At 58.8% G+C, this 12557-nt stretch carries 19 protein-coding genes; 3 read left to right on the forward strand and 16 right to left on the reverse strand.

The window, feature by feature from the left end; translation table 11 throughout:
- Positions 1-28: 28 nt before the first annotated feature.
- From ACM64M_RS02210 to ACM64M_RS02230, 5 genes are read right to left on the reverse strand one after another with little or no spacing between them, the layout of a single operon-like run.
- Positions 29-448: an HK97 family phage prohead protease gene (locus tag ACM64M_RS02210; protein ID WP_416227002.1), complete on the reverse strand. Its 420-nt coding sequence runs from the start codon at positions 446-448 to the stop codon at positions 29-31.
- Positions 448-753 carry a DUF6127 family protein gene (locus ACM64M_RS02215; RefSeq protein WP_416227003.1) on the reverse strand — a complete coding sequence of 102 codons (306 nt, stop codon included), beginning with the start codon at positions 751-753 and terminating at the stop codon, positions 448-450. The genes ACM64M_RS02210 and ACM64M_RS02215 overlap by 1 nt, the downstream gene beginning before the upstream one ends.
- The gene (locus ACM64M_RS02220) at positions 750-1907 is read right to left on the reverse strand and encodes a phage portal protein (RefSeq protein WP_416227004.1); all 1158 of its coding nucleotides are present in this window, start codon (positions 1905-1907) and stop codon (positions 750-752) included. Before ACM64M_RS02220 ends, ACM64M_RS02215 begins: the two co-directional genes overlap by 4 nt.
- A 39-nt stretch (positions 1908-1946) precedes the next feature.
- Entirely contained in the window at positions 1947-3287 is a 1341-nt protein-coding gene (locus ACM64M_RS02225; protein WP_416227005.1) for a DNA-packaging protein, read from the reverse strand.
- On the reverse strand, positions 3284-3772 hold the full coding sequence (locus ACM64M_RS02230; protein ID WP_416227006.1) for a hypothetical protein: 489 nt from the start codon (positions 3770-3772) through the stop codon (positions 3284-3286). The genes ACM64M_RS02225 and ACM64M_RS02230 overlap by 4 nt, the downstream gene beginning before the upstream one ends.
- A 245-nt stretch (positions 3773-4017) precedes the next feature.
- Between ACM64M_RS02230 and ACM64M_RS02235 the strand changes: the two genes are divergently transcribed.
- Positions 4018-4641 (forward strand): YqaA family protein, encoded by a 624-nt coding sequence (locus ACM64M_RS02235; RefSeq protein ID WP_416227348.1) that lies wholly within the window; start codon positions 4018-4020, stop codon positions 4639-4641.
- A gap of 12 nt (positions 4642-4653) precedes the next feature.
- Here the strand turns inward: ACM64M_RS02235 and spt are convergent, their stop codons facing one another.
- Together spt and ACM64M_RS02245 are read right to left on the reverse strand one after the other, a co-directional pair.
- The gene (gene spt, locus ACM64M_RS02240) at positions 4654-5889 is read right to left on the reverse strand and encodes a serine palmitoyltransferase (RefSeq protein WP_416227007.1); all 1236 of its coding nucleotides are present in this window, start codon (positions 5887-5889) and stop codon (positions 4654-4656) included.
- 13 nt (positions 5890-5902) lie between these two features.
- Positions 5903-6145 (reverse strand): acyl carrier protein, encoded by a 243-nt coding sequence (locus tag ACM64M_RS02245; RefSeq protein ID WP_416227008.1) that lies wholly within the window; start codon positions 6143-6145, stop codon positions 5903-5905.
- A gap of 238 nt (positions 6146-6383) precedes the next feature.
- Between ACM64M_RS02245 and ACM64M_RS02250 the strand changes: the two genes are divergently transcribed.
- Complete coding sequence (locus ACM64M_RS02250) at positions 6384-6863, forward strand: Pycsar system effector family protein (RefSeq protein WP_416227349.1); 480 nt, start codon at positions 6384-6386, stop codon at positions 6861-6863.
- Between the two features lie 100 nt (positions 6864-6963).
- Here the strand turns inward: ACM64M_RS02250 and ACM64M_RS02255 are convergent, their stop codons facing one another.
- Together ACM64M_RS02255 and ACM64M_RS02260 are read right to left on the reverse strand one after the other, a co-directional pair.
- On the reverse strand, positions 6964-7284 hold the full coding sequence (locus ACM64M_RS02255) for a hypothetical protein (RefSeq protein WP_416227009.1): 321 nt from the start codon (positions 7282-7284) through the stop codon (positions 6964-6966).
- Positions 7281-7424, reverse strand: a complete 144-nt coding sequence (locus ACM64M_RS02260) for a hypothetical protein (RefSeq protein ID WP_416227010.1) — start codon at positions 7422-7424, stop codon at positions 7281-7283. The genes ACM64M_RS02255 and ACM64M_RS02260 overlap by 4 nt, the downstream gene beginning before the upstream one ends.
- 6 nt (positions 7425-7430) lie before the next feature.
- On the opposite strand from ACM64M_RS02260, the gene ACM64M_RS02265 reads away from it, so the two are divergent.
- Positions 7431-8171, forward strand: coding sequence for a DUF3800 domain-containing protein (locus ACM64M_RS02265; protein ID WP_416227011.1), 741 nt, complete (start codon positions 7431-7433; stop codon positions 8169-8171).
- A gap of 253 nt (positions 8172-8424) precedes the next feature.
- Here the strand turns inward: ACM64M_RS02265 and ACM64M_RS02270 are convergent, their stop codons facing one another.
- From ACM64M_RS02270 to ACM64M_RS02300, 7 genes are all read right to left on the reverse strand, one after another.
- The gene (locus ACM64M_RS02270; protein ID WP_416227012.1) at positions 8425-9360 is read right to left on the reverse strand and encodes an IS1595 family transposase; all 936 of its coding nucleotides are present in this window, start codon (positions 9358-9360) and stop codon (positions 8425-8427) included.
- A gap of 131 nt (positions 9361-9491) precedes the next feature.
- Positions 9492-9866 (reverse strand): 50S ribosomal protein L7/L12, encoded by a 375-nt coding sequence (gene rplL / locus ACM64M_RS02275; RefSeq protein ID WP_416227013.1) that lies wholly within the window; start codon positions 9864-9866, stop codon positions 9492-9494.
- A gap of 86 nt (positions 9867-9952) precedes the next feature.
- On the reverse strand, positions 9953-10468 hold the full coding sequence (gene rplJ, locus ACM64M_RS02280) for a 50S ribosomal protein L10 (protein WP_416227014.1): 516 nt from the start codon (positions 10466-10468) through the stop codon (positions 9953-9955).
- 325 nt (positions 10469-10793) lie between these two features.
- Complete coding sequence (locus ACM64M_RS02285; protein WP_416227015.1) at positions 10794-11462, reverse strand: hypothetical protein; 669 nt, start codon at positions 11460-11462, stop codon at positions 10794-10796.
- Positions 11462-11707 (reverse strand): helix-turn-helix domain-containing protein, encoded by a 246-nt coding sequence (locus ACM64M_RS02290; protein ID WP_416227016.1) that lies wholly within the window; start codon positions 11705-11707, stop codon positions 11462-11464. Before ACM64M_RS02290 ends, ACM64M_RS02285 begins: the two co-directional genes overlap by 1 nt.
- On the reverse strand, positions 11707-12234 hold the full coding sequence (locus ACM64M_RS02295; RefSeq protein WP_416227017.1) for a DUF2975 domain-containing protein: 528 nt from the start codon (positions 12232-12234) through the stop codon (positions 11707-11709). Before ACM64M_RS02295 ends, ACM64M_RS02290 begins: the two co-directional genes overlap by 1 nt.
- Before the next feature lie 29 nt (positions 12235-12263).
- On the reverse strand, positions 12264-12404 hold the full coding sequence (locus ACM64M_RS02300) for a hypothetical protein (protein WP_416227018.1): 141 nt from the start codon (positions 12402-12404) through the stop codon (positions 12264-12266).
- Between the last annotated feature and the right edge of the window lie 153 nt (positions 12405-12557).

Genomic DNA, 12557 nt, shown 5'->3' on the forward strand with positions numbered 1-12557 from the left:
GACGGGGTTGGATTGCGGCGCCCGCAATTCAGGTAATGAGGTGAACCCGCGCTCCAAATTGGAGGGGGTGGGTGACGAGGCTGACCTCAAACAGGTCGATGGCGATCAATTCGCGTCCCTCATCCGAATAACGCGCGGCGCGGGCGCGGTAGCCAAAGCTCAGCCCATTGACCGCCTTGGCGAGCAGCATGGCCGCAGCGCGGCTGGTGATCCGGTCGATCCGAGCCACAACCCGCAGGCCGCGGCAGTCCTCGGCGATGCTCTCGACCACACCGATGGGTTGGTCGGGGCGATGCTGCCACAGCAGCGGCAGCGGCTGCGTGCGCGCGGCCAGCGTTGCGGCAAAGGCACCGGGTCGGATTATGTCGCGGCTGGCATCGGGAATGCCGAACAAACCGGCATAGCCTGCAAACCGGATCGCTTCGCGCGGGATGACTGCGGGCTCCATCAGAACAGATCCCAAACGCCAAGCCGCACGGCAATTCCGATCAAGAGTCCGGCCAGCAGCCCGCGCACCGCCCAGTCAATAAAGGCCTTCCACGCGCTCGCCTTGGCATCGCGCCAGGCGCGCAGCAATTCCCTGAGTTCATCGAGGTCGCCCTCGGCACCTGCATCCGCCAGGCCCAGCCGTTCGAGCACGCGCTCCGCCGCCAGCTCGCTGGTTTCCTCCACAATCGCGCGCAATGTGACCAGTTCTGCGCCGTCAGCGGTCGCCTGCACCATCAGGCTGGCGAGCATGTCTTCGTGTTTCATTGAATGTTCTCCTCTGCCGGAAAGCCAAGCATCTGACGCTTTTCCGCGCGGCTCAGGAACTCAGCGCCTGAAACCTGTTGCCACAGCCGTTCGCGGTCTTCCGAAAGCGCGGTGATGCGGTCGAGATCGATCGCCAGCGTGCTGCCCGGAAACCACGGCGAAAGCCCCTCGAGCAGCGCCGCCAGCAATTTTTCGGCGAGCGGCAGCAGCGTCAGCCGCCACAGCGCACGATTGGCTTCGCGGTAATTGGCATAGGTGTTGTCACCCGGCAGCCCGAGCAGCATCGGTGGCACCCCGAACGCCAGTGCAATCTCGCGCGCGGCGGCGCTCTTGAGGGTGGCGAAATCCATGTCAGCGGGTGACATCGCCATCGATTGCCATCTGAGACCGCCATCGAGCAGCATCGGACGCCCGGCATTGCCCGAGCCAGAAAACGCCGTCTCAAGCTCTCCCTTGAGCCGTTCGAATTGGTCGCGGGTCAATCCCGCGCCGTCACCCGTATCATAGATCAACGCGCCCGACGGGCGGGCGGCATTTTCCAGCAGCGATCGGTTCCATTCCGACGCCGCATTGTGGATCGCCACGGCCTGCTGCGCGGCGGCAAGTGCGCTTGCTCCAAGATGATCGTCCAGTGGGTGCATCGCCTTGATCTGGACGATATTGGGCCAGCCATTGTCATCCTCAACCGGGATGGTGATCAGGTCGCCAAACACCGAATATTCATAGGCGCAGGGCCAGCCATCGTGGCCCGCCACGATCTTGACCCGGTCAGGACGCAAGGCGAACAATTCAATCGGCCGGCCGCTCGCATCTTTGATAATCTGGACATAGCCGTTGCCATGCAAGAGCACATGTGCGGCGAGCGTTTCGATCAGCGACTGGCCCGCGCTGGTTGCAGCAATCAGCGCGGCCAGATCGGGGTCATTGCCGCTCATCGGTGCCTGACCAACGCCCTCGGCAACGATCCGCACCGACCGCTGCGCAATCGGATTGCTGAGAAACCCTTCGCGCACCGCACGGTCATATTGATAGAGTCGCGCACCGCCATGGTCGGCAAAGGCCGGCATCCAGCCTTGCAGGGTTCCCGGTGCAAGCGGCACACGGTTTTCCTCCCCGCCCTTGAAGGCGGAGAGCAGAGAATCGAGCAATGCCATTGCAATTCCTTTTTGAAACAGGTCTTTTGGTTCAGCGCGCTATAAAGGGCGCACCCTGGGCTGCGACGCGCGCCCAAGCATCAGTTCGGTCAGCGCCCAGACCAGCGCATCGGCGCGGTCAGGACTGCGGCCCGGCCCGGAATATCCGCCACCGGTCAACAATCCGCACATTTGGTCTTCGAGCAGCGGGAAAAGCCCGCGGTGGCGCACCCGCCCCGACGCATAGAGCGCCGCGACTGGTTCAGCCCTGGCGATCTTGCCGCGGCTGGCGTGAACCAGCTTGACCGGCAGGCCGCTGTCGGCGGCGCGCAGCACGCTTTCGACCATTGCGCCGCCTTGATTGGCTTCGGCGACCACTCGGTCGGCCTGCCAGTGCCGGGCGGCATCCGCGACGACTTTGGCCCACTGGTCAGGCTGCGCCTTGGCGATCGAGCAATCGGCGAGCACGACCGCGCCGCCGTCTTCATCCACGGCAGCGACGATGATCCCGCATTCGTCTCCCGTCGCGGAGGCAGGCGGATCGACCGCAATGATTGTGCGGCGCAAATCTGACTTGCGCAGATCATCCCGCCCCAATTCTTCGCGGGCCCGATCAAGCATCGCGCGGGTCCACAATGCGCCTTCGATATCGCGCAGCATCTCGCCCGCGATCTCCTGCCGCGCGAGCTGGCTTCCGGCAAATTCGCTCTCAATCGCAGCCAGGAACCGTTCGGGCAGGTTCGCCGCATTATCATAGGTTGATCCGCGCGTTACCGCCGCATCGCCTGCCTTTTCCTGATCGATCAAGCGCTGAACCAGCGGCACCGCGCGCGGCGTCGTGGTGACGGCGATGCGCGGGTCGCTGCCCAGCCTGAGGCCCATCAACAGATTATCCCAGGCGCGGGTCGCACGGTCGTTCGATAGTGCCCATTTGCCAATTTCGTCGCACCAGGCGTGGCTATGCTGCGGACCGCGCAGGCTTTCCGGTTCTGCCGCCGAATACAGCTGGACCTGCGCGCCATTGGGATAGCGCACCCGCCGCAGCGAGGCTTCGAATGTCGGCTTGCTTTCAGGCGGGGAGCAAGCCAGCAAGCCACTTTCACCTTCGACCATGACGGCGCGGGCCTCTGCCAATGACGACGACACCAGTGCGATGCGGGCCATGCAGGTGGTTTCGGCAATCATCCGCACCCATTCCGCTCCGGCGCGGGTCTTGCCGAAACCGCGCCCTGCCAGAATGAGCCAGATCCGCCAGTTTTCATCAGGCGGCCGCTGCGCGCCGCGCGCCATCAGGTCCCAGTGGTATTCAAACTCATTCAGTTCCTGCTGGTCCAGCGCAGCGACGATCCGGGCGCGGACCTCGTCCTCTTCCTCCGCCAGCCAATCGAACGCCTCTTTCATGTGTTCCCACCCGGATTGGTGCCGGACCGCAGGCGTTCCTGACGGACTTGCAGGCGGATGGCTTCAACCTTGCGGTCGATCGATGCGCGTACCTCGGCGGCGCTGACATTGCGTTGCTGCGCCTGCGCGCGGATGGCATTTTCGCGGTGGGCGTTCAGCAGCCGGATGGCGTTGGAAAAATCATATTTGTCGGCTTCGATGGTCGAATGATCGCCTTCGCGCAGGCGGCGCACGACCTCCATTTCGAGGTGGATGTAGCCCTCCCACAGCGCAACCAGCCATGCTCTTGCGAATTCGGGCTCTTGGCGCCGCACTTTATAGGCGCGGCTGGGATTGATCCCGGCTTTGCGCGCGGATTCCGAGACGTTCGAGCTTTCCGCCAGATAATCCAGAAACAGCCCGCGCCAATGCGGGCTGAGGCCGGGTTCCTCGCCGCAAGTCAGCTTGGGGTTGAGTCTGATTTGCTTGGTGCCCTTTCTGGCCATGCACAGTCTCCGCAATTGGCAATAAAAAAGGCGGCACTTCCCGCTGGAAGGCCGCCTGGTGGCGAATCGCTATTTCTCGATGATGCCCCCTGATAACCAAAGAGCGTCACGATGTCAAGATAAATAACCTATTTGGTGAACTCAATTGCAGTTGCATGTGCGCAGGCGCTGACCTAATGGCCCGCAGCACACCGGATAGGGACACACAGCAAGTGGCTTGGCTTCGCGCTTTATACGATTGGACGATGGCCAAGGCCGCACATCCCCATGCGGTTTGGTGGCTGGCGTTTTTCTGCTTCATCGAGGCCAGCTTTTTCCCGATTCCGCCGCATCCGCTGCTCGGCCTGATGTGCCTTGCCGAACCCGGGCGGGCGATGCGGTTTGGATTGATCGCAACGCTTGCATCGGTTGCAGGCGGGTTGTTTGGATATGCGATTGGCTGGGGCCTTTACGACACGGTCGGCGAATGGTTGTTGGGCATCATCGGCCTGACCGACAGTTTCCCGGTCGCGGCCTGTTACCTCAACGAATATGACTGGGAAGCCATCATTCTTGCTGGGGCCACCCCGGTCCCGTTCAAGCTGCTGACGATAACCGCAGGTTTCGTTGGCATGAACCTCGTCACCTTTGTGCTCGCGAGCCTAGTGGGCAGAGGGATGATCTTTTTTACAGTCGGCGTTCTGTTTCAGCTGTTTGGTGCGCCGATCAAGGTCTTCATCGAGAAATATCTCGGCCTGGTCACGGCGGCATTTGTGCTGCTGGTGGTTGGCGGCATTTTGGCGATCACTCAGTTTACCAGCGACGACGAAGGCGAAGCTGGTCCCTGCGCCAACGTCACATCACTGGAACAGGTGCGCGGCATCGGTTGAAGGTGCGGCCGGTCAGGAAATAATCCCGACCGATTTTCCCGCGCGTTCAAACATGGCGAGGATCGTTCCGACCTCCTGTGCGGAATGTTCAGCGCAGAGCGAACAGCGCAGCAAGGTCATGTTCGCAGGTGTGGCGGGCGGCCGGGCAAGGTTGACGTAAAGCCCCTCTTGCAAAAGTGCCTCCCACATGGCTGCGCCGCGTTCCAGATCGGGCATGATGACCGCGACAATGGCGCTTTGCGGTTCGCTGGTGCCAAGCTGGAAACCCAGTTGGGTCAGGCCGCCATGCAGCCGCTTGGAATTTTCCCAAAGGTGCGCACGCTTGTTCGACCCATGCATCAGCTTGCGGATCGAGACGGCGGCGGTGGCGACCACGCTGGGCGGCAGGCTGGCGGTGAACACATAGGGGCGGCAGACGAGCCGCATGATCTCAAACTTAGGGTGGTTCGAAACGCAGAAGCCGCCGACGGTTCCGACGCTCTTGGAGAACGTACCGATGATGAAATCGACGTCGTCCATCACGCCCTGTTCTTCGGCCACGCCGCGGCCATTTTCGCCGATGAAGCCCATCGAATGCGCTTCATCGACCAAAACCATCGCGCCATAGCGTTTGGCGATGGCGACCATCTCTTTCAGCGGGGCAACATCGCCGAGCATCGAATAGACGCCTTCGAGGATCACCAGCTTGCCCGCATCTTCGGGGATTCGGCGCAGGCGTTTTTCCATCGCTTCGATATCATTGTGGCGAAAGGGCACGATTTCGGCATTGCCCATCGCGCAGCCATCATAGATCGAGGCGTGGCTGTCGATGTCGAGGATGACGTAATCGCCCTTGCCGGCAATCGTCGAGATAATCCCGAGATTGGCCTGATAGCCGGTGGAAAAGACCATCGCGTGGTCCATGCCGTAAAACTCGCGAAGTGCATCCTCGCATTCGCGGTGACCCTGATACGTGCCATTGAGCACGCGGCTGCCCGTTGTGCCCGAACCAAAATCGGCGAGCGCCTTGGTTCCCGCTTCAAGCACGTCCGGGTCAAACGTCATGCCCATGTAATTGTAGGTGCCAAGCAAGATCGTGTCGCGCCCGTTGCACACGGCGCGGGTGGGCGAGAGAACTTTCTCCATGACCAAATTGAAAGGATCCTGGACCCCGCTGGCGAGCAAAGTCTCTCGCGTTTGGATGATCGGATCGAACTTTGAAAAGAGGTCGCGCCTGGGAGTCTCGACCGTCGCTGTGCTGTATGTCATGGACGGCCCCTTATCAGCTATCTTGCAGCTTGTGCACTGCGCTGACTAGTTGGCCGTAAGTTTCGATTTCCGCCTGCTGGTTCATGCTGATGATAATGTCGAATTCATCCTCGATTTCGGCGACGAAATCCATCACCGTCAGGCTGTCGAATTCGAGATCATTGGCAAAGGTCGTCGCTGCAACGATATCAATGTCTTTCTTATTGAAAGGCTCGATCAGGTCGCGAATGCGTTCGTCGACTTCGGCTTCGGTCATGGTGATAGATGCTCTTGTTGGATGAAATCTGGTTAGCGTATGCCGTACCTAACGCCTGAAAAGCGTTTCGGGGCCAAGCTTGTCAAGCTTTGCTGTCGCTGGCACACGTCATGCTGGGATATGTGGGGGTAAACACGGCGTGACACAAGCGAAGCCGGGATTGAATATAGGCGTGGCCGCCGCGCCCTTGTCAGGGGCGGGAGAACAACCGCCAGCGCGGCAATTTTCGGTGCAGTCTGTGCATTTGCTCCGCACTGCCCAGATCAACACACTGACGCTGTCGCAAATGGCGGATCAAAAGGCGTCGATCCTGATCGGGGCGACATTCGTGGTGTTCTCGCTGGCCGTGACGCGCCTGATCAATAGTGAATTGAACGCCTCTATGTTCTGCCTTGCTGCGACCGCTTTTCTCTCTTCGCTGTTTGCGGTGCTCGCAGTGCTCCCAGCGCTGGGCAAGCCGCCCAGCGACCCAGCCGCAGTCAATCCGCTGTTCTTCGGCCATTTTGCCGCAATGAGCGAGGAACAATGGACCGAAGAAATGCTGGAAAGGTTCGCAACGGATGAAGCTCTGTTTCGGGCGATGCTCAAGGACATCCATCAGAACGGGCAGATACTTTACCGGCGCAAATATCGCTTCTTATCTTACGCTTACCGGATATTCATCGGTGGGCTGGCGGCGACGATGGCGGCATATCTGGTCGAATCTGCGGTCGCGTAGAAGCTGATGCTTATTGCGCTTTGCCGCGGCGGTCGTTTGCCAGCTTCGCAATTGCCAAAAGAAAGGCGATTGTATCTTTTGCAAACACGCCGCTGCGCTATCAGAACTCTACGCCTAAAGCCTGCAACACGCCGCTTCCGAAAAATGCCGCAAAGCCTCCGCCCAGCAGCAGGCACGTCCAATTGAACTGATCGGATTTGCCTTTCACGATGTTAGTAAGGCCAAAGCCGAAATTCAGCACGCCCACCATCGCTAGGCCAAAGAAGAGCAAAAGACCTATGGCGTCGGTGCTGTCGCGCCCAACGCCAAAGACCGCAGCAAGAATGATTAGGCCCAGAGCCAGCGCTATCGGGCCGAAGGTTACAACTCCGACAGTTTTCCAAAACTTGCGCTCAAGAGGCCCTTCTTGTTGTTGCCTCATTCAGACTTCTCGTCAGGCTTGCCCTTGGCGACCTTTTGCAGCCGCTCATCCCAGCGGGCCTCATCCTCGTCGCATTCGAGTTCGCGGGCAAGTTCTTTGAACTTGTTGGATTGACTCTTTTGTTCGTTCGATTCAGTCATTTTCGTATGCCTGGTTTCTGCCCACCCCAAGAATATGTGTTTTTCGCAGATGAAAGCGGAATTTCTAATGACCGCTTTACTGTGGTTGGCGGGCTTTGTGTTCGCAAGGGCGCTATACCCGAGATTCATCAGAATATCGATGCGTTTCGAACGAAGCACAACATGCATTCAGAGTTAAAATGGACGAAAATTTCGAACCAAAAGGAAGCTGAGTATCGCGCCCTTGTTGACCTATTTTTCGCCTTGAACAACGCAAACTATCTGCACTTTCATTCTATCATTTTTGACAGTCATCGAGCAAATCACCGGAAGTTCAATAATGGTGACGCCGATATTGGGCTGTCAAAGCTCTACTACCAGCTGATCCTGCATCGGTTTAGTCGATATTATCCGCACGCTGAGGGAATGTGCGTTTGTCTGGATAAGCGTAACAGCAGCACTAGCCTCAATGATCTTCGCGATATGCTCAATGCGGGGATTGCGAAAACGCATGGAATTTCGGGCAACCCAATCAAGCAGGTTGTGTCGCAAGAATCTCACGACGATGATTTGCTACAGCTGAACGACGTTATCTTAGGGGCCGTTTGTGCGGCCCGCAACGGCAAGCACAAACTAGTTACAGGGCGTGAGTCGAAGCGCAACCTTGCCCAGCTCGTGCTTGAGAAAAGCGGCCTAGAGTCTTTTGAACAAGACAGCGCCAGAGGAGTCACACGCTTTAGCGTGTGGAACATGCGCCCTAGAACTTAATGAGTTAGCGAGGCCCCAAATGCCTATAAGCGAGTCCTGAGACCGCGCTTCCGGCTAAACCTTCTCCTGACATCATCAGGATTTTCAGCACCTGATGACCTCGCTGTTTGTGTAGATAACAAGATTCGTGGAAAAGTCAATAGGGACTTGACAAATTCAGAAAATTGTGACGCTCGATTAACCAGCAGTTAGCTTCGCACAAGACAGCAAAACACTGGCACCGTCAATAGGCTGTCAAGAGGAATTTTTCCTTTTACCCCGCAGCAGGCCCCCCATAGGTCAGTCGCTTACCAACGATACCGCGAAGGGCATTCCCGGCCCGGTCCGTGTCGTTGAAGCCCAGCTTCGCACGATTGTTATAGCGAAACTCGAACTCCGCGAGATAGCGGTGCAGGTGATCCTCGCCGCAATGCTGGTAAACGCCCTTCATGCCTCGCTTGAAGATGCTGAAATAGCCTTCCACCGTGTTGCTATGAATGCTGCGATCCTCAAGGTTCACGTATTCACCCTTGCCGTGGCTGGTAGTGCCATGAGCGGCAAACCACTTGCCAGCGTCGCGGTAGCCGATGTGTTCGTCTGTCATCACGCGAGCTTCGCGGTCAACATTGGCGATCACCAGCGGCATGAGGGTTTCGGCCTTCACATCGTCAATCACCATCGTGCGGGCTTTTCCGCTTTCTCGGTCTACCAGTGCCAGCACCTTCATCTTGTGGTGGAACGCGCGCTTCTTGAGCATACCCTGCTTACGGCCAATGAAGGTTTCATCGACTTCGACCACGCCACCATTGCCGCCCATAGGCGGAAGCTCGCCACCATCGCGCATCGCCTCACGAATGCGGTGCAGGAGGAACCACGCGCTCTTGTAGGTGATTTCGAGCGTCCGGTGGAGCTGGTGTGCACTGATACCCTTCTTGCTGCTGGTGACGAGATAGACCGCCTGCAGCGCCTTATGGAGCGGCAGACGCATATGTTCGAACACCGTGCCGACTTTCACCGTAAACTGCTTCTTGCAGTCACCGCAGCGGTGCAGTCCGTGACGAATGCGCTTTGCTGGATTGGCCTTCACCTTCGTGATCCGGTCCAGTCCACCGCAATGAGGGCAGATCGGCGCTTCGCCCCAAATGATGCGCTCAAGGTGGGCAAAAGCCGCTTCTTCGCTGTGGAACTCGGGACGGGAAAGCGCAGACATTTCAGTAACTCCGTTGGTGCGATCCTTATAGCATCATGGAGTGTGTTTGCAAAGTATATAATCACCAAAAGAAAAGGGCGGCGCCATCGCTGGCACCGCCCCTTCGTTGAACGGTCGAATTTGGTCGAAGCTTACTTGAGCTCGACGGTGCCGCCAGCAGCTTCGATCTTGGCCTTCACTTCTTCGGCTTCGGCCTTGTTCACGCCTTCCTTGACCGCCTTGGGGGCGCTTTCGACAAGGGTCTTGGCTTCGGTGAGGCCCAGGCCGGTGATGGCACGGACTTCCTTGATGACCTGGATCTTCTTCCCGCCGTCGCCGGTCAGGATGACGTCGAATTCGGTCTGCTCTTCTGCAGCCGGAGCATCGCCGCCAGCAGCGGGGCCCGCAACCGCAACAGCAGCAGCGGCGCTAACACCCCATGCTTCTTCGAGAGCGGTTGCAAGTTCTGCCGCTTCAAGGACGGTCAGCTTCGAAAGTTCTTCAACAAGCTTGGCAATATCAGCCATGATGTTCACTCCATTACTAGGCGGGGCGTATCAATTGCCCCATGATGTTTCGTTAAGTGCGAATTGCGTCTCTGAGGCCTATATAATCAGGCAGCGTCTTTGGCGGCATATGCGCCAAACACTCGGGCCAGCTTGCTCGCAGGGGCGTTCATCAACTGGGCGACCTTCGTCGCCGGGGCGTTGACCAGACCCACGATCTTGCCGCGCAGCTCATCGAGGCTCGGCATCGAGGCAAGCGCCTTGATCCCGGCTTCGTCGAGCACCTGCGTGCCCATTGAGCCACCGACGATTTCCAACTTGTCGTTCGATTTCGCGAAATCGACAGCGGCTTTGGCAGCCGCGACCGGGTCCGTGGACCAAGCCAGTGCAGTCGGACCGGTGAGCATATCATCGAGCCCGACGTAGTCGGTGTCTTTCAGGGCGAGCCTGGCGAGACGGTTCTTCGCAACCTTGTAGGAAGCGCCAGCATCACGCATCTTCGTGCGCAAGTCGGTGGACTGAGCCACCGTCATGCCGAGATTGCGGGTGACGACCACCACGCTGACCTCGTTGAAGACTGCATTGAGCTGGGCAACCGCGTCGGTCTTTTGCGAACGATCCATGCCATACTCCTTCACTAATGGCCGAACAGGAAGGCTCCCGCACGACCGGCTACGTTTGTCCGTTCGGGAGCGATTGCTCCGACACGGGCGAGTCCGTTGAAAGGGAAGGAGGTTGTGTGTCAGCATCGCTGCGGACACGCGGGCGACCACTTGTGTGGACCCCCGGAATCTCGTTTCCCCGTCTAGGCTGGAAATTAAGAGAGCCCGATTGCTCTCACCAACTGTCTCGGACGGATGACCGGCAAATCCGTAAAGACCCGCCAGACAATCCCGCATAGGGATCGCGGCGGGCCTTTATGGTTCGCAGCGGCAGAGTCAACCGAAATTAGCATCCGGGGCGCGCAATCCGTCTGCGCTTTTGCCGTAGCATCACGCCCCCGGCCCAGCCAAACCAAACGATCTGAGCCAGTCCAAAGATCATGGCGAGATCGGCAAGTGGCGGGGCTATCGTTGCCATGCCTGCTATACCGATGACGATGCCGAGCCAGCCAAGCGCCCGGTTCAGGATGAACCCGCCGAGCGCGAGAGAACCGAAGATCAGACTCCACAAACCGCCGACGACCTCGATACCGCCCCCGAGCGCGTTCTGGACGAGGCCGATCACTTGCCAGACCGTCGCCGCCCGTTCGGGCTCTTCGAGCGCAAGCCGCGCCGCGCCCCCAATTCCAACCAAGCCGATCATGCCGCTGCCGAAAACCAGGGCCGACCATGTCACGCCAAAGCCCTGACCGACCCTGCCCCACCACTTGGCATTGTGCGGCGCTTCCTCGGGTGCCAGTGCGAAAGAAAGGGGTATGAGCGCCGCTCCTACCATGATGTAAAGGAGGATCATGGCAACCGAGAGAACCAGCGAATTGTTGAGCGCGAAAGCCAGTTCACCCGTTGCGCCTTGGTATCCCGTGCGGTCGACAGCAAAAGCAAAGAGCCCGAATCCAGCGGTGTAGCTGGCTGCCAGGGAGATGGCGGACCATCCCCCTGCTTTCTGCGCGCTCATCATGCCGGAGTGTCGCTAAAAGCGAGCAAATCGCCCGGCTGGCATTCCAGCTCGCGGCAGATCGCGGCGAGGGTGGAAAAGCGGATCGCCTTGGCCTTGCCGGTCTTCAGGATCGAGAGGTTGGCCAGTGTCAGGCCCACCCGCTCTGCCAGTTCGGTAAGGGTCATGCGGCGGTCGTGCAGCAGGTCGTCAAGTTTGACCATGATCGTTGCTCCTTCGTCGATATCGTGGGGTTTGGGGGGCATCACACGGTCCCTTCGAGGTCGTCGCGCATCGCAGCGCCGTGTTTGAACACGCGGGCGAGGATGAACAGCGTCAGGATCAGGACAATCCCGCCGAAATCCAGGTCGGCATCCACCGTGCCAGGCGCTTCACCGGCAAGCTTGGCGACATAAATGCCGAGGGCAGCGACTGGCAGCATCAGCACATTGATCGCCAGCGTGATCCACGCCATCGCGGTCAGCCGGTCGGCGTTTTCCGGCGCGAATGGATCGCCTGCGCCCACGCTTTGCACAATCCGCAGCATGTACAGGAAAAAGCGAATGCCGATATAGAGTAGACCGGCGACTGCACTGAGCAGCAGGGCAATGAGCCAATAGGCGTGCTGAGGCAGATCGGCAGCGTTGAAATCCGCGCCCAGGTCAGCGCCGAAGAACAAGGTGGTCGGAACCCCAAGCAGGACGAAGAAGCCTGCGAAGGCGAGAACGCCAAGGATGAAATAGATAATCCCTTTGGCTGCCATCAGCAGCGGGTCGTTGAGTTTTTTTGCCATGGGTTTGCCTTTCATGGTTGTGGCCGCGTTCAGGCGAGTTCGACGACCGCGCCGGTCGCATTGGCGCTTTGCGCAGAAGCGGGAGGCACAGTGACGATCGTGGTGATTGAGGTGATCGTAAGAATCGCAGCAGCCAATACCGCGAGCGAGTTTGTGAGTGGGTGTGTCATATCGTTCTCCTTGAAGGTCGTTATTGATATTCAATAAGGTCGATCTAGAAGCGATTCGATTTATTGTCAAGCAATAATATTGAAAAACGATATTCAACATATCGTTTTACGCGTTGAGGAGGCAGATCGTATGCAGCGCAACCTGCCCAAACC

The organism is Qipengyuania sp. ASV99, from assembly GCF_047872805.1.
Classification (GTDB): domain Bacteria; phylum Pseudomonadota; class Alphaproteobacteria; order Sphingomonadales; family Sphingomonadaceae; genus Erythrobacter.

Excerpts from the sequence above, each read along its gene's own strand:
- ACM64M_RS02225 (WP_416227005.1), bottom strand. The coding sequence starts at position 3,287 with ATGAAAGAGGCGTTCGATTGGCTGGCGGAGGAAGAGGACGAGGTCCGC.
- ACM64M_RS02295 (WP_416227017.1), bottom strand. The coding sequence starts at position 12,234 with ATGGCAAAAAAACTCAACGACCCGCTGCTGATGGCAGCCAAAGGGATT.
- spt (WP_416227007.1), bottom strand. The coding sequence starts at position 5,889 with ATGACATACAGCACAGCGACGGTCGAGACTCCCAGGCGCGACCTCTTT.
- rplJ (WP_416227014.1), bottom strand. The coding sequence starts at position 10,468 with ATGGATCGTTCGCAAAAGACCGACGCGGTTGCCCAGCTCAATGCAGTC.
- ACM64M_RS02235 (WP_416227348.1), top strand. The coding sequence starts at position 4,018 with ATGGCCAAGGCCGCACATCCCCATGCGGTTTGGTGGCTGGCGTTTTTC.
- ACM64M_RS02255 (WP_416227009.1), bottom strand. The coding sequence starts at position 7,284 with ATGAGGCAACAACAAGAAGGGCCTCTTGAGCGCAAGTTTTGGAAAACT.
- ACM64M_RS02270 (WP_416227012.1), bottom strand. The coding sequence starts at position 9,360 with ATGTCTGCGCTTTCCCGTCCCGAGTTCCACAGCGAAGAAGCGGCTTTT.
- ACM64M_RS02230 (WP_416227006.1), bottom strand. The coding sequence starts at position 3,772 with ATGGCCAGAAAGGGCACCAAGCAAATCAGACTCAACCCCAAGCTGACT.
- ACM64M_RS02245 (WP_416227008.1), bottom strand. The coding sequence starts at position 6,145 with ATGACCGAAGCCGAAGTCGACGAACGCATTCGCGACCTGATCGAGCCT.
- ACM64M_RS02300 (WP_416227018.1), bottom strand. The coding sequence starts at position 12,404 with ATGACACACCCACTCACAAACTCGCTCGCGGTATTGGCTGCTGCGATT.
- ACM64M_RS02210 (WP_416227002.1), bottom strand. The coding sequence starts at position 448 with ATGGAGCCCGCAGTCATCCCGCGCGAAGCGATCCGGTTTGCAGGCTAT.
- rplL (WP_416227013.1), bottom strand. The coding sequence starts at position 9,866 with ATGGCTGATATTGCCAAGCTTGTTGAAGAACTTTCGAAGCTGACCGTC.
- ACM64M_RS02265 (WP_416227011.1), top strand. The coding sequence starts at position 7,431 with ATGCCTGGTTTCTGCCCACCCCAAGAATATGTGTTTTTCGCAGATGAA.
- ACM64M_RS02285 (WP_416227015.1), bottom strand. The coding sequence starts at position 11,462 with ATGAGCGCGCAGAAAGCAGGGGGATGGTCCGCCATCTCCCTGGCAGCC.
- ACM64M_RS02290 (WP_416227016.1), bottom strand. The coding sequence starts at position 11,707 with ATGCCCCCCAAACCCCACGATATCGACGAAGGAGCAACGATCATGGTC.
- ACM64M_RS02260 (WP_416227010.1), bottom strand. The coding sequence starts at position 7,424 with ATGACTGAATCGAACGAACAAAAGAGTCAATCCAACAAGTTCAAAGAA.
- ACM64M_RS02215 (WP_416227003.1), bottom strand. The coding sequence starts at position 753 with ATGAAACACGAAGACATGCTCGCCAGCCTGATGGTGCAGGCGACCGCT.
- ACM64M_RS02220 (WP_416227004.1), bottom strand. The coding sequence starts at position 1,907 with ATGGCATTGCTCGATTCTCTGCTCTCCGCCTTCAAGGGCGGGGAGGAA.